General features: G+C 39.1%; 12 protein-coding genes. 7 read left to right on the forward strand and 5 right to left on the reverse strand.

The window, feature by feature from the left end:
• Nucleotides 1-18: 18 nt before the first annotated feature.
• The 5 genes from BLO34_RS13680 to BLO34_RS13700 all read right to left on the reverse strand — a co-directional run bounded on the left by BLO34_RS13680 (nucleotide 19) and on the right by BLO34_RS13700 (nucleotide 8955).
• Nucleotides 19-258 carry a hypothetical protein gene (locus BLO34_RS13680; protein ID WP_090756100.1) on the reverse strand — a complete coding sequence of 80 codons (240 nt, stop codon included), beginning with the start codon at nucleotides 256-258 and terminating at the stop codon, nucleotides 19-21.
• Between the two features lie 230 nt (nucleotides 259-488).
• A complete protein-coding gene (locus tag BLO34_RS13685) occupies nucleotides 489-3248 on the reverse strand; it encodes an alpha-amylase family glycosyl hydrolase (protein ID WP_090756102.1) in 2760 nt (919 codons plus the stop codon).
• 66 nt (nucleotides 3249-3314) lie between these two features.
• On the reverse strand, nucleotides 3315-4424 hold the full coding sequence (locus tag BLO34_RS13690) for a SusE domain-containing protein (protein WP_090756103.1): 1110 nt from the start codon (nucleotides 4422-4424) through the stop codon (nucleotides 3315-3317).
• A 22-nt stretch (nucleotides 4425-4446) separates the two neighbouring features.
• Nucleotides 4447-6042: a RagB/SusD family nutrient uptake outer membrane protein gene (locus BLO34_RS13695; RefSeq protein WP_231959514.1), complete on the reverse strand. Its 1596-nt coding sequence runs from the start codon at nucleotides 6040-6042 to the stop codon at nucleotides 4447-4449.
• Between the two features lie 9 nt (nucleotides 6043-6051).
• Complete coding sequence (locus BLO34_RS13700) at nucleotides 6052-8955, reverse strand: SusC/RagA family TonB-linked outer membrane protein (RefSeq protein ID WP_090756105.1); 2904 nt, start codon at nucleotides 8953-8955, stop codon at nucleotides 6052-6054.
• Between the two features lie 191 nt (nucleotides 8956-9146).
• Here BLO34_RS13700 and BLO34_RS13705 point away from each other — a divergent pair, with 191 nt between their 5' ends.
• The 7 genes from BLO34_RS13705 to BLO34_RS13735 all read left to right on the forward strand — a co-directional run bounded on the left by BLO34_RS13705 (nucleotide 9147) and on the right by BLO34_RS13735 (nucleotide 20429).
• Nucleotides 9147-10169 (forward strand): LacI family DNA-binding transcriptional regulator, encoded by a 1023-nt coding sequence (locus tag BLO34_RS13705; protein WP_090756107.1) that lies wholly within the window; start codon nucleotides 9147-9149, stop codon nucleotides 10167-10169.
• Nucleotides 10170-10283: 114 nt separating this feature from the next.
• The gene (locus tag BLO34_RS13710) at nucleotides 10284-11729 is read left to right on the forward strand and encodes an MFS transporter (RefSeq protein ID WP_090756109.1); all 1446 of its coding nucleotides are present in this window, start codon (nucleotides 10284-10286) and stop codon (nucleotides 11727-11729) included.
• Nucleotides 11722-12384, forward strand: a complete 663-nt coding sequence (gene pgmB / locus BLO34_RS13715; protein WP_090756111.1) for a beta-phosphoglucomutase — start codon at nucleotides 11722-11724, stop codon at nucleotides 12382-12384. Before BLO34_RS13710 ends, pgmB begins: the two co-directional genes overlap by 8 nt.
• Nucleotides 12384-14693: a glycoside hydrolase family 65 protein gene (locus BLO34_RS13720; protein ID WP_090756112.1), complete on the forward strand. Its 2310-nt coding sequence runs from the start codon at nucleotides 12384-12386 to the stop codon at nucleotides 14691-14693. The genes pgmB and BLO34_RS13720 overlap by 1 nt, the downstream gene beginning before the upstream one ends.
• A gap of 3 nt (nucleotides 14694-14696) precedes the next feature.
• Nucleotides 14697-16814 (forward strand): glycoside hydrolase family 97 protein, encoded by a 2118-nt coding sequence (locus BLO34_RS13725; protein ID WP_090756114.1) that lies wholly within the window; start codon nucleotides 14697-14699, stop codon nucleotides 16812-16814.
• Between the two features lie 42 nt (nucleotides 16815-16856).
• Nucleotides 16857-18731 (forward strand): alpha-amylase family glycosyl hydrolase, encoded by a 1875-nt coding sequence (locus tag BLO34_RS13730; RefSeq protein ID WP_090756115.1) that lies wholly within the window; start codon nucleotides 16857-16859, stop codon nucleotides 18729-18731.
• Between the two features lie 273 nt (nucleotides 18732-19004).
• Nucleotides 19005-20429, forward strand: coding sequence for an alpha-amylase family glycosyl hydrolase (locus BLO34_RS13735; protein ID WP_090756117.1), 1425 nt, complete (start codon nucleotides 19005-19007; stop codon nucleotides 20427-20429).
• The last annotated feature ends 23 nt before the right edge of the window (nucleotides 20430-20452 follow it).

The raw sequence follows: 20452 nt of genomic DNA on the forward strand, positions 1-20452 counted from the left end.
ACTCGGGCATCTTAGGGATTAAGAGTTGTCGTCGGTTTTTATTTTCTCAACGTTACCGTTATCGTCGTACTTGATTTTAGTCTCGCTACCGTCGTTGTTTTCAATCTTGACTTTGTCTTCTTTAACTTCGACATTGTCTCCATTATCAATCATGTCCTGCGCAGTTTCCTCAGCAGTCATTTCTTCATTTTCTCTACATGAAGCAAAAGATATTACCATTGCTGCTGCGATAAACGATACTTTAAAAAGAGTTTTCATTTGATAAAATTTAAGGTGTAAATGTATATCATTCAATACGTTGTAATCATAATAAAAACAAAAAACCTGCTTTGGGAAAAGCAGGTTTTGTAACCATATAAATTGTTGAAAAGAGTAAAGGTTACTTAAAATAAGTCTAACGTTTTAGGGATTGTTTTACTTATCTATCGACGAATATACCTTGTTTATCGACAATCACAAATTAAAGATTCAAAAACCTCTTATAAAGTCTATTTTTTAACCAATTTAATCGATGAACGGTTGTTTTTAAAATCATATGCTTCCACAATATATATTCCAGATGCTAAATTGGATACATCATAACGCTCCTGATTACTCCCAAAAGTTTTAACCGTCTGCCCAGTCATTGATCTTACAATCACATTTTGCATAGGTACATTAAACTTGAAAGCATCGCGAGTAGGGTTAGGATACAACTGTATATCTATGATTGAAAGATCATTATCATTAGTACTCGCCGTGGTGTTAAGTTCTCTTGAAGAAAAAACTTTATATCCACCTGCTGGAATGTTGATGTTTGCATTCTGGTCTGTCACATCTAAACTAGTCCCACCAAAATAATCATACCAAGTACCGGTCTGAGTGAACTTAGGAGAAATTTGCTTAGGCGTCACGTCAAAATTCGCAAGTACGACAGCATCAAATTCAGAACCTCTAAGCTCTATTCTCTTAACAAGACCACCGTTAAGCTCCAAGAAGTTATTCCTATTGTTAAAGGTTTCTGGATACTTAACTTTTAGTTTAATCATTTCACTAGTTATTTCATATAAGTCTAAACGATCTGCATTAGTGCTGTAACCGTTAGTAAAGGGAACTGGTTTTCTACCGGTACGCCCGTTTTCATCGATGTCAATATCATAACCTAATTCGCCAAATTGCCACAGCATTTTAGGTCCAGGAATGCTGTATTGTACTGCAGCGAGGGCTTCTTGTCTGTCTAAAGCGATTGGTAGTGAACGAATATTGTAAGAGGAATTATCTGGATTTCCAAAGTTCAACGTTTCAAACATGATACGCTGCTCATCATGACTTTCTGCATAGGATACCAGATGCTGATCATCAAAATTTCTTGAAGTAAAATACGATCTAAAAAGATTAGAATTGTCTGAATAGCCCAAAGAGTTTTGCTTGTATTCCGTAGTCATCTTTCCCCACATCATAAAACCGTTATTAGCTAGAATACGCTCTTCCTCAAAATCTGCAAGGTGTTCGAGTATAAGATAGATGTCGCTATCATTATTATCGAGTAGAAAAGATTTGTAATCATTAAGTATCGCTATTCTTGAGTCGTCACGAGCTCCCCAATCACCGAAGCCGTTTGTTATAGTTTGCGTAAATCCTTTACTTAAATCAAATCTAAATCCATCAATATTAAACTCATCTAGAAAATACTGTAACGTTTGCTTTACGTATTCCTTAGTCCAAGGGCTTTCATGATTAAAATCTTCAAAAAACTCTAGTACACGATGTGGTGCTGATGTATTTAAATAAGGATTGTCTGGTCCAGCTCCATTACCACTATCGTCTGGCCACAATTTTACCAAAGGACTGCTACCAGTGGCTTGGTTATACACCACATCGAGAATTACTGCAATTCCATTAGCGTGAAGTAAATCAACAAGTTCTTTAAATTTATCAGGTGTACCATAAGCTTTATCTAGAGCACCATGGTAAGCTGGATCATAGCCCCAACTATCATTACCACCAAATTCATTGAGAGGCATAAATTCAACCGCATTTATTCCTAAGTTAGTGAGATAGTCTATGTTATCTATAATCGCCTGATAACTATCTTCTTCAGAAAAATCGCGCACTAGTAATTCATAGATTACTAAATTCTCGTTATCTGGTCTTTGAAAATCTGTAATGTTCCATTGATACGGTGTTTCTAAGTAAGTAGCTAGACTTATCGCACCTGTGGTTTCACCCATTGGATATGCAGATAAATTAGGATAGTTTCCAGCCTTTATGAATTGATCTGTTATAGGGTCTAAAATTTCTGTACTGAAAGGATCAGCTATTTTTATGGTACCATCAACGATGTATTGATAGAGAAACTCTTCATTTGCCACAAAATTATTGGCAGGCACTGTTACCCAGAAGTAGTCTCCATCCTTCTTCAATTGAGTTGCTAGCGTTGGTCTCCAATTTGTAAAGCTAGAGATAAGTAGTGCACTCGATTTGGCAGGAGCCGCTAGAAGGAAAGTAACACTACCATCTGCATTCTCGTTCACGCCATTTTTTAAACCGGCAGGTCTAACCTCCGTCTGAGTTGCCGCAGGAACAAATACTTGCACTCGATCTGTAACCACATCATTACCTGTGTCTGCAGTAAAAACAATTTCATAGGTTCCAGCGGTATCGAAAGTAAAAGGTACGCTCAGGTTTTGTTGATCGTTTACATTAGCAATACTTGTATTATTGACAGTGAGGTCAAGTGTTGCATTTTGTGAACTACTGGCACTAATGGTTATTTGTTGATTTAAATTAATGATTTGATTATCGCTAGGTGTGGTGATCACAGCATTCAACCCTGGTTGAAAGATGGTTAACTTATAATCTTGGGTCTGTACTGGATTATTTCCATTGGTTCCATTCGCGTTTCTAATTACAAAATCTATAGCGGTAATTATATCCGTACTAGGATTTACTCCAAAATATTGATTTAAGGTAGGTCCTAATGTGATTTGGTAGGAATTCTGCCCAGTACTCGTAAATGTTGGATTAACCGTTGGATCATTGTCAAAAAAAGCATTCTCTCCAGTTGGTGTGTTTTGAAAGTCCTGCCCATTAATCGTGACACCGGCATATAGGTGTAACGTTTGAGTGGTCCCTTCCAAAGGTGTACCTGTCGCGTCAAACAAAATTGTTACTGCCTGATCTGCTGTAGGTGTAGGCGATGCTGTTGATACTTGCGCTTTCGCGAAAGCGAATACTAAAAAAGTAAGTAGTAGAGTTATATATTTCATATCTGATTTTTATTATTAGAACAAAAAAAAGGGCTGCGAACAGCCCTTTAAAATCATCCCTATGTCTTAAATAGATACCAATTCATAGGTGTAATTACGTGGCTGGCTCAAGTCAAGCTCTGCTCTATAAGTACCAGAAGTACCTACCTCAATGTTGGCTGAGTTAAATTCAAGCACACCATCGCCACCGTTATCACCAAAATTGGTAAAATCTGTCCATTCTTGTGCTCTAAATTTGAACTCTCCTGCGTCCATTGTCAGTTCTACAGTCCACAGTTTTGTTTCTTTATTATAGGTCATATTAAGTTCATCATCCCATCCTGCAGGATTTGTAGGCTGAGTAGCCGCGCCTATGATTCCCCAAACGCGTGAAGAAGCACTCCATGAAGCATCGTCTGTAGTAGGGTCACCATCAGGATCAAGATTTACAGTAATGTAATAATATCCTGGACCAGGAACAGTAAGGTTTCCAGCACCACCATCATTTGATAGCATACCAGTTCCGCCGTCTCCAAAAGCACCCTCAAAACCTTCGTTAGTTGGTGTAAACTTGAATTCAGGAGCGTCATTACTCATAAAAATAAATCCTTCAAATTCTACACTACCAAATTCTGTAGCTTCTAAAAAAGGAGTTTCTGAATCGCTAGGTGTCCAGTTTGCGCCATAACCGCTAGATTCTGCGTAATTACCAGGTACATAAAGTTTTGGAGAATCTGTAGTATATGAAGTTACAGATAAAGTCAAAATATCTGAAACTAGTGGCTCCATACCAGCATCTGCTGTAGTTCCTACAATTCTCATTGCAATAACACCTTGAGAAAATGGAGTCAAACCTAAAGTTGCAGAAAGGTCATTGAGACGTTCTACAGTTAGATCTACAAAATTATTATTGGTTGTAGTAACCACTTCTGCATTTGAAAAATCGTTAGGATCAGTGGATGCCTCGACAGCATAAGTTACTGATATAGGAGTTTCAAATGATGGAGTACTCCATACAAGACGCTCTGCTAAATTATCTTTAGTTTCAAAAGTTAATATATACGAAGCAGAAGCAGGTGATTCAAAAGTGAGCTGAGAATCTGCTTGATCAATAAACAATTGCTCATCATCATCGCTACAAGATACCACTGCCATAATCGCTAGAAAAGACAATAGAAGGGTTGTGATTTTTTTCATTTTTATAGAGTTATTTTATTAATTAATATCCAGGATTCTGGACTAGGTTTGAGTTCAAATTAAGTTCTGTTGTTGGAATTGGGAATACATTTCTAAAAGCAGCTGTCGTTGTACCACTTTGAACATTTCCTTTCCACTCCCAGATTCCGTTTGTTGAGAACTGATTAAATCTGATAAGATCTTGACGTCTATGTGATTCCCAGTGTAGTTCTCTACCACGCTCATCAAGTATAAAATCTAAAGTAAGATCATTACTTGAAATTCCATTAGAATCATTCCCATACGCTCTTTGTCTTATGGTATTGATGTAATTAACTGCTGTTGCATTATTACCACCAGCACCACGTGCTACGATCTCTGCATACATTAAATAAGCATCAGCTAATCTAAATACTGGAAAATCTGTGCTTACAAATGTTGGATTAGGTGCCGGTGTGCCATCAAGATTCACATTTTGGAACTTAACAATGGCAAATCCATCTTGAAACCTTCCTACATCTGCGATACTTTTTTGCTGTCCTTCTGTAAAGAAGTTTTCTCTCGAATCATTGGAGTTTTCTTCGTTAGGGAAAAGAGCTACAAATTCTGGAGTGGTTCTAATTCCACCCCAACCTGAATCTAAGCCGTAGTTTGCTGGATCCATGTTTCCTCCAACTGGTGCGTGTGAAAGAAAGGTGGTTCCTCCAAAGGTCTGTGTATTTTCACCATCGTAGTTCAATGTCCAGATAAACTCATTCTGTGCACCATTGATGTTATTGTCAGCAAGAAACAATGCACGATAAGGTAAGTCAGTATCAATGACATAACCTTGACCGATTACTGCATTTACATAGGTAAGGGCGTCACCGTATCGAGGTGTGCCTGTATAAACTTCTGCATTCATGTAAATTTTTGCAAGTAACATTTGCGCTGCAGCTTGACTCACACGACCATAATCTGATCCTTGTCCGGATGGGAGCTGATCAACAATATCGAGCAATTCGCTTTCTACGTATGCAAAAAGATCTTCTCTTGAAATATATTCAGGTAATTCTGAACCATCAGCCGCGGTATTTTCTGTGGTAAATGGTAAGGTTCCAAACATATCCATACCATGGTAGTAAGAATAGGCTCTCAAAAATCTAGCGTCTGAGACGTAGCTTCTTACTAACTCAGCATCTGCTCCTGAAAGGCCTGCGTCTGCTATAGCAGCATCAGAGGATTCTCTAATAAATGCATTAGTTAGGGTTACTTGGTAACTCAGTCTAGCAAACATAGCAGCGATAAACTCGTTGTCTGGAGTCCAGTTTTGCCAGTGAAGGTCCTTGATGGTACCATCATTCCAAGCAATTATGGCTTCATCAGTAGTTAATTCTGAAAGTTTCCAGAATAATCTACCATAGTTTGAAAAGCCACCATCAATTCCCTGAATATCCGCACCACCATCACCACCAGATTGGCCACCTGTGATTAGACCTGCGTACAATTTTGCCCAGCGACCTTGAAAAGCCTCTAAATTTGCAAGTTCTCCTGATGCAGAAGTGTTGCCCTCAGGCTCAAGATCTAGAGCATCTTCACAAGCAACAAATGCTGCCGATGCAATAAATAATGCAAAAACTAATTTATATATTCTCATCATGTATAATTTTTAAAATTCAAAATTCAATCCAAAAATGACTCCTCTAGATCTAGGAAAGATTGCCTGATCAACACCGTTACCTATTTCTGGGTCCAAACCACTGTAATCAGTTATAACGAATAGGTTAGTTCCTGTTACAGAGGCTCTTATTCCTATTTTGTCGGTATTGAAGGTATATCCTAACGATAAGTTATCCAACCTTAAAAAATCTGACTTCTCTATGTACTCACTTGAAAACAATAGGTTTAGTGGAGCGCTAGAGAAGCGGTCATTCAAAATTCCATCTGTGGAATTATTTAACCAATTGCCAGGATTTTCCGTGATCGCATCTGCATTTTCACGTGAAGCTCTCACATTATTATAGTTATAACCTCCTACAGCACCACGTAAAGTAAAGTTCATGTCAAATCTCTTGTAGTTGAAATTAGAGGTAAAACCAAAGAAGGCATCAGGATTTCCTTTCTTATAGCGAACTCTGTCATCACTATTAATCACGTTGTCACCATTTCTATCTACGAAAATTCCGTCCAAGGGGTTTCCGTCAGGACCATAAACTTGTCTATAAACAACAAATGCGGTAGGATCTGCGCCAACAGCCCATTCTTGAATGAAGTTGTTGAAACCTGCACCACCAACTGGCGTTTGTGGTACTGGTGCGTCATTTTCTCCTAGAGAAAGGTCAGTAATTTCGATCTCATTAAAAGTCAAGTTTCCTCCTATTTCCCAGTTGAAATCTTCAGCTCTTATTAAATCAAGACTTGCAGCGAGTTCCAAACCTCTACTTCTAGTCGATCCAACGTTTTGCAAAGCAAAATTCCCTAAAGATCCAGCAGCTAAAGGACCGAATTGGAGTAAGTCTTCAGTATCACGTGTATATAAGTCAACAGATCCGCTTAATCGATTATCAAAGAAGCCATAATCTAAACCTACATTCCATTGACTAGTTTCTTCCCATTTCAAATCAACAGTTAATTCTGGTCTCACGGTTGTGAAGAAACGATCTCCTATTTGAACTCTTGCTTGATCTGTACTAGGTGTGGATCTTGGAATAAATAAGAAATCTTCACCTATATCTTGTTGACCAGTAACACCGTAACCACCTCTTAATTTAAGCTGGGAAACAAATCCACTTTCTTGAACAAAGTCAAGATTAGTCAATTTAAGACCTGCACTTGCACCTCCAAAGGTTCCCCATCTGTTATCAGGTGAAAATCTTGAGGTACCATCTCTAGAAATACTAGCCGATAAAACTAATAGATCTTTAATATCGAATATTGCACGACCAAAATATGAAATCAATACATTTTTATTAAATGCATTAAATGGTTGAACTGGAGCTCCAGTATTATCCTGACTAAAGCTTACGCTTTCTCTTCTAAATTCTTGGTAGCTACTTCCTACGGTTAATTCTAGCGAAGAATCCAGATTTTCTAAATCAGTTTTATAATCTACACGACCATTTAATAGCTGATTTACTCTAAAACCGTTAGAACTTGAATTAAGAGCACCTGTTGTAAGGCCTACACCAGAGTTAGGTAGCCTGTTTGAAAAAGTGTCGAACTCATTATAATCTATACCTGCTGTTCCATTTAGGGTCAAACCATCTACACCTGGTATTTGGTAATCTGCCTGTAGAGTAGTTCTAATCTGATCGTTAGTTGTTCCAGCATCTAAGCTATTCAATAAGCCTAGTGGGTTTCTAGGCGCTAATGGATCTACAGTTCCATTGTTTTGAAAATATTCAAAAAAACCATTAGGGCCATTAGGATCAAACACTGGTTGTGTTGGATCAAAATCGATAGAACTTCCTATAGCTCCTTCATCTGCGCTATTAATATCTTCTAATGCACCTTGTACAGATAAAGTTAATTTTAAATCATCATTAAAGAGATTTTGTATAACACTAGCGTTAATACTTGCTCTTTCATAGCCTGAAGTTTTAAGCGTACCGTTTTGATTGGTATAACCTAAATTAGCTCTCCATGAAGTGTTTTCATAACCTTTAGAAAGTGTGATATTGTGAATTGCTCTAGTTGCGGTTTGATAAATTCGATCCTGCCAGTCAGTACTTGCGTTTCCTAATAAAGCAATATCTTCTGCTGTACCAATCTCATTTACTAAAGTCTTAAACTGACCTCCAGTTAATACGTCAACATCATCAGTATTTTTGTCAATAGCAAATTGAACATTGTATCCTATTTGCAACTCACGATTAAATTTCCCTTTTTTAGTAGTAATGAGAATAACTCCGTTTGAGGCACGGTTACCATAAATAGCAGTGGCACTTGCATCCTTGAGAATGGTAAAGCTTTCAATATCTGCCGGGTTGATAGTGTTCAAATTGGCATTTCTAGAATCTAGAGGTATACCATCTACTACATATAAAGGATCAGCATTTGCACTTAATGTCGATCCGGCACGTACTCTAATTCTAGGTCCGTCACCAGGACGACCTGTAGCTGCTGTAACCTGCACACCAGCTGCTTTACCAGCAATTAATGAGCCCGGAGAAACAACTGCACCTTTGTTGAATTCCTCATCGCTTACAGTAGTCTGCGCGGCTGTTACGTTCTCTTGGCGAACTTCACCATAACCTATTAAAACAATGGCATCTAACTGTGCAGCATCTTCTGCAAGGGCGATGTTGAGCGTTTGTTGACCTGTATAAGGAATCTCTTGTGTGGCATATCCCAAATAGCTGATAACAATTATTCCATCTTCAGGAACATTATTAAGGGTGTAATTACCGTCAAAATCTGTTGAAGTTCCATTACTGGTTCCTTGTACAACAACAGATGCTCCCAAAACGGGAAGGTTGGTTGAAGCGTCCGTTACAGTTCCTCTTACCGTCTGCGCTAGGGCAAATAGAGGTAATAAGAGTAATAACGTTGCAATTTTTAATTTTTGGTTCATTTCTGAAGTTTGAGTTAATGATTATAAAACGGTCTTCTTCTCACACGGGATAAAACTATGTAAACAAAACGTTAAGGGGCTGTTTTGAACACCTATTTCTACGAAAACGTTTTCGGCTTTTTGTAGTTATTATAGTTGAAGTATATTTAGCTTTCGCGAAAGCGTGCTCCTTATAATCCAATCACATAAAAATGGCTCAAAAGCTTACCTTAAAGAAAATTGCACAGGACTTAAACGTGTCTATTTCTACTGTTTCCAAAGCATTGCGGGATTCGCACGAGATTAGTGTGGAAACTAGAGATAAGATTAAGGACTATGCAAAAAAATACAACTACAAGCCTAACAACATTGCGTTAAGCCTTAAAAATCAAAAGACTAAAAAGATAGGGATTATTATTCCTGAGATCGTCCATCACTTCTTTGCTACTGTAATTTCTGGAATAGAAAAGGTTGCCAACGAGAAAGGTTACCAAGTAATTATCTGTTTATCTGGTGAAAGTTTTGATAAAGAGGTCGTTAACATGGATATGCTGGCAAATGGTAGTATTGACGGATTTATAATGAGCCTTTCAAAGGAAACTCTTGAACGTCAGGACTTTCATCATTTAAGAGAGGTTCTTAATCAAGGAATGCCTATCGTAATGTTTGATAGGGTTGTAGACTCAATTGCCTGCGATAAAATTATTATAGATGATGTGGCCGCTGCACAAAGCGCGACAGACTTCCTTTTGCGTAAGGGCAAGAAAAATCTAGGCATCATCTCTACCGTTGACTATGTAAGTGTAGGTAAATTAAGGACTCAAGGCTTTAAGGATGCACTTGTGAAAAGAGGTATTAAGTTCAAAGAATCCAGTGTTTTAAAAATTGAGGATGCAGAGAATTGTACGAAAAGTATCGAAAAATTCCTCAAACAAGGAAACTATGATGGTGTTGTCGCTGTGAATGAACTCTTTGCTGTGACTGCTAGTAAGGCTCTTAAAAAGATGGGTAAATCCATTCCTGATGACGTCGCAATTATCGCTTTTACTGATGGTATGTTAAGCAAGTATGCCAGTCCAACCTTGACAACCATAGGTCAAAAAGGTGAAGATATGGGCGGTCTGGCTGCTGCAAAATTGATAGAAAGGCTCGAAAGTAAGCACGATATGGAGGAGAGTTACGAAACCGTTATCGTAAAAACTTCGCTAGTAGAACGTGAATCTACGCCTCGATAATATTATATTTGACTTGTGATATATTCTATCACGACACTTATCCGAAACTTGTTTTCTTCGCACACACCAAGTTTTGATAAGTCATAAGGCTTATCGTAATTAACAATTAACGATATGCAAAAACCTAAGTTAGGTTTCTGGGATATCTGGAACATGAGTTTCGGTTTTCTCGGTATACAATTCGGTTTTGCCCTTCAGGGTTCTACCATGTCCCGTATTTTTGAAACTTTGGGAGCCAGCAAGGATAATATACCTATGCTGTGGATTGCTGCACCGCTTGCAGGATTGATCGTTCAACCCATTATAGGATATTTGAGTGACAATACCTGGCATAAAACGTTGGGTCGTCGCAGACCTTTCTTTCTGTTGGGTGCTATCCTTAGTAGTATTGCCTTGTTGTTTATGCCATTTTCTTCAGAGGTATGGATGGCAGCCGGACTACTTCTTGTTCTTGACGCATCCATTAATATTAGCATGGAGCCTTTTCGTGCATTAGTAGCAGATAAGCTACCAGAATCACAACGCAGTTACGGTTTTGTTGTACAAACATTAATTATAGGAGTTGGAACATGGATCGCCAGTAATTTGCCGAAGTTCCTAAACAACACATTAAACATATCAAACGAGGCAGCTCCAGGAGTCGTTCCAGACTCCGTTAAGATCGCCTTCGGTGTTGGAGCTCTTGTTTTTATTACATCGATACTCGTTACCATTTTTACTACCAAAGAGTACTCTCCAGAAGAAATGGCAGCATTTGATGATGCTGGCGAGCCAGAAGAGAAAAAAGGAATGTGGGAAACCATTTCCTCAACCTATGCATTGATGCCCACGATCATGAAAAAATTGGGAGTTGTTCAATTCTTTTCATGGTTTGCTTTTTTTGCGATGTGGACTCTGGCAAATCCAGCGTTGACAGAACATATATACAACGCACCTAAACCTGATGTGAAAAACTTCGCACAGCTGGATAATAATGACGAGGTACTTCTCGATGCAAATCAAGCGACTCTATTTCTAGATCAAGCAAGAGCGGATGATTATGCGACACAGGATAAAGCTTACAATGAAGCGTCTGATGATGTAGGTTCAAAAATGGGAATCTATGGATTGTCCTCTATGGCATTTGCGCTGTTACTCACATTTTACACCGCGTATAACAGCATCAATAGGAAGGTTGTTCACATGGCGAGTTTGATTTTGGGAGGCGCGGGATTTCTACTCATGTTCTTCATACCAGGCGAGCCAGGAATGCTTGTTCTATGTTTTGCACTAGTCGGTATTGCTTGGGGAAGCATTCTGTCCATGCCATACGCCATGTTATCCAGTAGTGTGGATAGTTCAAAAATGGGATTGATGATGGGTGTTTTCAATATGTTCATTGTGATTCCGCAAATAATTGCGGCACTTGGTGGCGTGGTTTTACTCCATAATCTAATTGGAGAAGAGTCGATTCATGCGATGACTATTGCGGGTATATTCCTGATTTTGGCGGCATTCTCTAACCTTTTGATCACCAATAAAAAAGCTATAACCTATCAACCATCGATTACCAATGAGTAAAAAAGCATTCATATTTGATCTGGATGGCGTCGTTGTCGATACGGCCAAATTTCACTTTGTAGCCTGGCAAAAACTGGCAGCAGAATTGGGTATCGCTTTCGCGGAAGCAGAAAATGAGCAGCTCAAAGGAGTTTCAAGAGTCCGTTCGTTAGAGAAAATTCTTGCATGGGGAAATAAGACAATTGATCAAGAAACCTTTGATCGTAAGTTGATTCAGAAAAATGAAGAATACCTTGAAATGGTGGAGACCTTAACCCAAGATGATATTCTACCTGGAGTACATGATTTTTTGTTACGCTTACGCGAAAGCGAACAACCTATAGCTCTAGGAAGTGCCAGTAAAAATGCTAGGCCTATCCTAAAGAAATTGGGAATTCACGACCTATTCGATGCGATTGTCGATGGAACAGATGTCAGCAAAGCCAAACCAGATCCAGAAGTATTCCTTAAAGCATGCGATTTGCTTGACATGCCGTCAAAAAATGCGATTGTATTTGAGGACAGTATTTCAGGAGTTCAAGCCGCCAATAATGCTGGAATGATCAGCATAGGTTTGGGAGAAGTAAAAAATTTAAGCGAGGCAGATGAAGTTTTTGAAAGCTTTTTAGAAATGCCCGCCAATTATCAAGAACAGTTATTGAATAAAACGAAGTAATGAGTCGAGAATATATAAAACCTAACGCGTGGTCCATTATTGAAGAAGGCTGGAATCCTGACTTAGTCAAGTCTAGTGAGAGCCTATTCTCCATAGGTAATGGTGCTATGGGTCAACGTGCAAATTTTGAAGAATCCTATTCTGGTGAAAGCTTTCAGGGAAGTTACCTAGCGGGCGTTTATTATCCTGATAAAACGAGAGTAGGCTGGTGGAAAAATGGATATCCAGAGTATTTCGCCAAAGTTTTAAATGCACCTAATTATATAGGTATCGATATTTTCATTGATGGAGAATCTCTGGATCTAGCAAAGGTTGAAAAATCAAAGGTTCGCAATTACCGTCGTGAACTCAACATGAAAGAAGGATGGTACGAGCGCACTTTTGAACTTGACATTACTGCTGATAAAACCATTAAAGTTACAGCGCGCAGATTTTTGTGCATGAACCTAGATGAACTCGCGGTTATCAATTATAGTGTGAAAGCCGTAAAGGGCCATATGCGTATTTCCTTCCAACCTTATATTGATGCAGGAATCACTAACGAAGATACCAATTGGGACGATAAGTTCTGGGAAGTAGAAGATTTACAATCTACAGATCATCAAGGTTTCATACGTAGCCGTACCAATAAAACCAACTTTTACGTTTGTACTTACATGCAATCAGAATTGTATAAAAATGGGGAGCACGTGCAGTATGCAGACCATTTTGACAAAAACGATACGGTTGTTAGACATAAAATTGCTACTGAAATATCTGAAGGAGAAACTGCAACCTTAATTAAGTATGCAGGATATACTTCAAGCCTCAATTATGAGCATTTTGAAATTCTAAATGCTGCAAAGCGTGTTTTGCATACGGCAATTGAAAAGGGATACACACAATTATTACAAGATCAAAAGGAGGCATGGGCACAAATATGGTCTATGGCAGATATCGCTATTGAAGGCGATTTAAAAGCACAACAAGGTATTCGATTCAATATTTTCCAGCTGAATCAGACCTATTCTGGTAAGGATGCTCGCTTAAATATTGGCCCTAAAGGATTTACAGGTGAAAAATATGGCGGGTCTACCTATTGGGATACTGAGGCATATTGCATACCTTTCTACATGGCTACCAAAGATCAACAGGTCGCCAGAAATTTACTGAAATATAGGTATGAGCAGCTAGACAAGGCCATTGAGAATGCCGAGAAATTGGGATTCTCCAATGGAGCTGCTCTGTATCCTATGGTAACCATGAATGGCGAGGAATGCCATAACGAATGGGAAATTACCTTTGAAGAAATCCACCGCAACGGCGCGATGGTTTTTGCCATCCACAACTACGTAAAATATACAGGTGACTACTCTTACATCCCAGAAATGGGTCTGGAAGTCATGATCGCTATCGCCAGATTCTGGCACCAGCGAGCCACATATTCCCAGCACGCAAAGAAATACATGATCCTTGGCGTTACTGGTCCTAATGAATATGAGAATAACGTAAACAACAACTGGTACACCAACTATTTAGCAAAATGGTGTATTGAGCAAGCCATTAATCACCTTGACAAGGTGAAAAGTGGTCATAACGACGACTATCAGAGAATCGTAGGCTTGACTAAAGTGACGAACGGTGAATTAACTTCTTGGTTGGATGTTGCTCAAAACATGTATGAACCCTACGATGAGGAATTGGGCGTTTACCTTCAGCAAGATGGATTTTTGGATAAGGAAATCATACCGGTTTCTGATCTTAAATCATCTCAACGACCTATCAACCAGAAATGGTCCTGGGATCGCATTTTGCGCAGTTGTTACATAAAACAGGCAGACGTACTTCAAGGATTCTACTTTTTTGAGGATCATTTCACTAAAGAAGAATTGGAGAAACACTTCAATTTTTACGAGCCGTTAACGGTTCATGAAAGTTCTTTATCGCCATGTGTACACAGTATTCAGGCAGCACATTTGGGCCGTATGGATCAAGCCTATGAATTCTATTTGAGAACCTCTAGATTGGACCTTGATGACTATAATCACGAGGTTGAGGAAGGTTGTCACATTACCAGCATGGCAGGTACATGGATGAGTATTGTAGAAGGTTTTGGCGGGTTGAAGATTGTCAATGATATCCCTAGTTTCACTACGCGATTGCCTGAGCAATGGAAATCCTTCAGCTTTAAAATCAACTTTAGAGATCAGATTCTCAAGGTTCACGTGACGGCACATCAAACGACCGTAACCCTTGAAGGAGATAGTACTCAAGATATAATTGTAAACGGTGAAGAGATCAGATTGGAACCGGCAACTGTAAAAGCATAATCCATGAAAAATTTTAAATATGTAATTGCTGCGTTGATGTATTTCGCTTTCGCGAAAGCGTCACAAGCACAAACTCTCAAATCTCCCAACGGTGATTTTGAAATGCAATTTGACTTATCGCAAGAAGGCACACCACAATACCAATTGACATTCAATGGAAAAACGGTGATCGCCCAAAGTTCTCTAGGATTTGACCTGAAGAATGACGAGAAATCCTTGAAGAATGATTTTGAGGCTACAGGATTTGACAACAGCACCTTTGACGAAACCTGGGAACCAGTTTGGGGCGAGGAATCAAAAGTCCGCAATCATTATAATGAGATGCTGGTGTCCCTTAACCAAAAAGCCACCGATCGTAAGATGAACTTGCGATTTAGACTATTTGATGACGGTTTGGGTTTTAGATATGAGTTTCCAAAACAAGAATTCTCCTATTTTGTAATAGAGGAAGAGTTGACACAATTTACCATGACAGGCGATCATAAGGCATTCTGGATTGCAGGGGATTTTGACACTCAGGAATATGATTACACAACCTCAAAACTTTCTGAAATTAGGAAGTTACACGCTGGTGCGATAGGTGATAATGCTTCACAAACACCCATCTCACCAGATGGCGTTCAAACAGCACTCATGATGAAAACTGCAGACGGTTTGTATATCAACTTGCATGAAGCTGCACTTATCGACTACAGTGCGATGCACTTGAAATTGGGTGAGGATAATAGAACATTTCAATCGTGGTTGACTCCAGATAACAATGGTGATAAAGGATATATGCAATCACCATTATCAACACCGTGGCGTACGATCATTGTGGGCGATGAAGCTACAGATATATTGGCTTCCAGAATGACTTACAACCTCAATGAACCATCCAAAATCGAAGATACTTCATGGATCAAACCAACTAAGTATATAGGCGTCTGGTGGGAAATGATTACCGGTAGAAGTTCTTGGGACTATACTGATGAAATTCCTGCTATACAATTAGGAAAAACTGACTATACCGAATTAAAACCTAATGGAACCCATGCAGCAAATACGGACCATGTTAAAGAATACATCGATTTTGCAGCACTTCATGGTTTTGATGGAGTTCTTGTAGAAGGATGGAATCAAGGCTGGGAAGACTGGTTCGGTCATTCTAAGGATTATGTATTTGATTTTGTAACTCCTTATCCAGATTTTGATGTGGAAGGAATTCATGAATACGCAAAATCCAAAGGCGTTAAAATGATCATGCATCATGAGACATCAGGATCTACCCGTAATTATGAGCGTCATCTCGATACTGCCTTCCAATTCATGAATAAATATGATTATGATGCGGTAAAGACAGGTTATGTCGGTAATGTATTGCCTAGAGGCGAGCACCACTACAGCCAGTGGATCAATAATCATTATCAATATGTAGTAGAGAAAGCCGCTGATTATGAAATAATGATCAACGCTCACGAGGCAGTTAGACCAACTGGTATAGCTCGTACCTGGCCCAATATGATAGGAAATGAGTCGGCTAGAGGAACGGAATTTCAAGCGTTTGGAGGATCTAAGCCTAATCACACTACAATACTTCCATTTACAAGATTGATAGGTGGACCAATGGATTATACGCCTGGAATATTTGAAATGGATATTTCTAAAGTAAATCCAGAAAATAATTCTCACGGGAATTTCACGCTGGCAAATCAGCTAGGACTTTATGTGACCATGTACAGTCCGTTACAAATGGCAGCAGACCTTCCTGAAAATTACAACCGCTTTCTGGATGCTTTCCAATTCATCAAGGACGTTCCTGTAGATTGGGAAATCTCCAAATATCTGGAAGCCGAACCTGGCGAATACATTACCATTGCTAGAAAAGACAAAAATTCGAGCAGTTGGTTTGTAGGTAATTCAAACGGAACGACACCACGTACATCTCAAATGTCTTTGGATTTCTTGGAGAAAGGCAAAAAGTATATGGCCACCATTTATGCAGATGCTAAGAATGCACACTACAAAGACAATCCACAGGCGTACAAAATCTCCACAAAGAAGGTAACTAGTAAGTCTAAACTTGATGTATTTACGGCTCCTGGCGGTGGTTTTGGAATCAGCATTGTTGAGATTCAGTAGTTGGATTTTGTAAAAAAGCTCGTTTAATAGTTATATAGAGAGATGAAAAAAGCACTAAGTATTTTCTTGATGTTCGCTTTCGCGAAAGCGTCACTAGCACAAATTCAGCGTATGGAACCACCTAACTGGTGGACAGGAATGGAGCACACACAAGTGGAAGTCATGATGTATGGTAAGGACATAGCCACTAAAGGAGAAGTCACTTCAGACTTAGAAATCGTCAATATCGCCAAAACAGCTAATCCAAATTACCTGTTTGTCACGGTTGAAACTAGTGGAGAACCTGCAGGAGATTATAACCTTTCAGTTGGAAAAAAGAAAGCTAATTCTAAAATCTTCCGATTGGAAAACAGAGCATCTGGATCCAAAGAACGCATGGGATTTGATTCCAGTGACGTGATTTATTTGGTAATGCCAGACCGTTTCGCCAACGGTGATTCCAGCAATGATTCTGTAGATTCTATGGTAGATAAATTAAACCGATCTGATAGAAATGGCCGCCATGGTGGCGATATTCAGGGAATAATTGATCATCTAGATTATATCGATGATCTAGGCGCTACAGCTATCTGGAGCACACCAATGTTGGAAGATAATGCTGCAAGAACATCATATCACACTTATGCACAAAGTGATCTGTACAACATAGACCCGCGATATGGAACCAACAAATTATATCGCCAACTGGCTGATGAACTTCATTCACGTGACATGAAATTGATTATGGATGTGGTTCCTAATCATTGGGGTTCTACACACTGGATGATGCAGGACCTTCCCATGGAATCCTGGATTCATCAATTTGATGATAACAAGGATAGCGACAGGGATTTCCCGGTAGAAGGCTATGCAAATTCTTCTTATAGACAGTCGGTTCAAATGGACCCGCATGTGAGTGAATACGATATGCGTTATGCAGAAAAAGGTTGGTTTGTGAGCAGCATGCCTGATCTAAATCAAGAAGAGCCGTTGGTATTGAATTATCTTATTCAGAATAACATCTGGTGGATTGAGTATGCAGGATTGGACGGTTTGCGTGTAGACACCTATGCCTACAATGAGAAAAAAGGAATAGCGGATTGGACTAAAGCCATCATGAAGGAATATCCCAATATCAATATTGTAGGAGAAACTTGGTTGCATGACCAAGCTCAGATTTCTTACTGGCAAAAAGACTCTCCAGTGGCGGCCATCCAAAATTATAATACAGATTTGCCTAGCGTGATGGACTTCACGTTGCATGATGCGATCATGGAAGCTTTTAAGGAAGAAGAACAAGGTTGGGACAAAGGAATGGTGCGTATGTACGAGAACTTTGTCAATGACTTTCTATATGCAGATACTGATAATTTATTGGTGTTTATGGCAAACCATGACACCAACCGTTTTAGTGGTGGTGGAGTCTATAATGATAATGTAGAAAATTATAAACTGGCGCTGACCTTGGTTTTAACCACACGTGGTACCCCTCAAATTTACTATGGCGATGAGATAGGAATGATGGGCGACAAATCAAAGTTAGGTGATGGTGATATACGCCGCGATTTTCCTGGTGGTTGGAATGGTGATGAGGTAAATGCTTTCGTCAATCCAACGGAGTCTCAAAATGAGTACCAAGCTTTCACTAAAAAATTGCTGAACTACCGCAAGAACAAACCAGTACTTCACACCGGTAAATTGTTGCAATACGTACCAGAGCAAAATTGCTATGTTTATTTCAGACACAATGAGAACAGCCGCGTGATGGTTATTATCAATAACAATCCAGAAGCCGTCTCTCTAGACATGAATCGTTTTGAAGAAGGTTTAGGTAAAGCAAAAAACGGTATTGATATTTTGTCAGATTCAGAAATCGACCTGTCGGGAACATTGCAAGTAGCTGGAAAAACGAGTCATGTTATCGATTTGGACAATTAGTTTTTAACGATGCAGCTTTATGGGGTGCTATTCAAATTATAATTTGTCAGAACAGCGCACGTATATTTTAGTCGGACCTAATTTGATAAATATTTTGAAGCCTATTCCATCGAGAATCGGATAATGTCAAAAATGGTAGATGAAAAATGCACGCTTTCGCGAAAGCGAAATAATCCAATCACTTCCACACACGACAATCAACAAGTAAGTACAGGCAAGAAAATTTAAAATTATCTATATCAGAAATCGAAGTATCAATAAATAAATTTAATCATGAAAAAATATATCTGGTCACTCTTTTTGATCTGCGGCTTAATCGCCTGCAAGGAAGAACCTAAGCCAACAGAAATTGTTCAAGAGGAAACTGTGGTTGCAAATGAGGCGATTACAGATGAAGATCTTGAGAACGCTATCATTTACGAGGCAAACATACGTCAGTATTCTCCCGAGGGAACTTTCAATGAGTTCACAAAGGACATCCCGCAACTTAAGGAGCTAGGTGTCAAAATTATCTGGTTGATGCCCATTTTTCCAATCTCTGAGAAAAACAGAAAGGCAAAAGGAGATCTTATGGTGGAAGATATCAAGGATGAGAACGAACGAACGAAATACCTAGGTAGTTATTATGCTGTCGCAGATTATACTGCGGTAAATCCAGATCTGGGAACCGAAGAAGATCTAGACAGACTTGTTCAAACGGCGCATGATAATGATATGTTCGTGATTCTGGATTGGGTAGCTAATCACACTGGTTGGGACAATAAATGGATTGCCGAGCACCCAGAATGGTATACCCAAAATGAAGCTGGAGAAATCATCCATCCAGCAGGAACAGACTGGACAGATACGGCAGATTTGAATTACGACAATCCTGATTTACGTGCTGCGATGACAGCAACGATGAAATATTGGGTAGAAGAGCACGATGTAGATGGTTTTAGATGTGATGTAGCAGACAATGTTCCTACAGACTTTTGGAATGCCAACAACGCTGAATTGGAAGAAGTAAAGCCATTATTCATGCTGGCAGAAAGCGAGCAAAAGGATCTTTTTGAGCAAGCTTTTGACATGGGTTACAATTGGGAAGGACACCATCTTATGAATGAGTTAGCTCAAGGGAAAACTAAAGTAGCAGCATGGGATGCCTACATGAAAAGAAACGATTCCTTATATCAGGAAGATGATATACTTATGAATTTCATCACCAACCATGATGAAAACTCCTGGAATGGAACGGTAACTGAAAGAATGGGAAATGCTGCAGATGCGATGCTTGTCTTCCAATATGTAATCCCTGGAATGCCGCTGATTTATTCAGGTCAAGAATATGGTATGGAGAAGCGTTTGAAATTTTTTGAGAAAGATTCCATTCCTAAAACAAAAGGACGCGTTTGGGAAGAAATGAAGCGATTAGGTGAAATAAAGAAAAACAATCCAGCTCTGAACGGTGGTAAAAATGCTGCGGAATACAAACGCCTTGATACTGAAAACCCAGATATTTATGCGATTGAACGTTCAAAAGACGGTAACAAAGTTCTATACATTGCTAATTTATCAGATAAAGAAACAAAGACTTCTGCTATGGGATTCAAAGGATCCTATCTAGATCTCATGTCTGGCGCTACGGTAAACTTTAAAGATGACGAGGCGACTGCTATGGGACCATTTGCCTATATGTTATTGGAACCTATTAATTAGATAGGATTTACATCAAAAAGAAA

Origin of the sequence: Nonlabens sp. Hel1_33_55 (genome assembly GCF_900101765.1) — a bacterium.
In the GTDB taxonomy this organism is placed as follows: domain Bacteria; phylum Bacteroidota; class Bacteroidia; order Flavobacteriales; family Flavobacteriaceae; genus Nonlabens.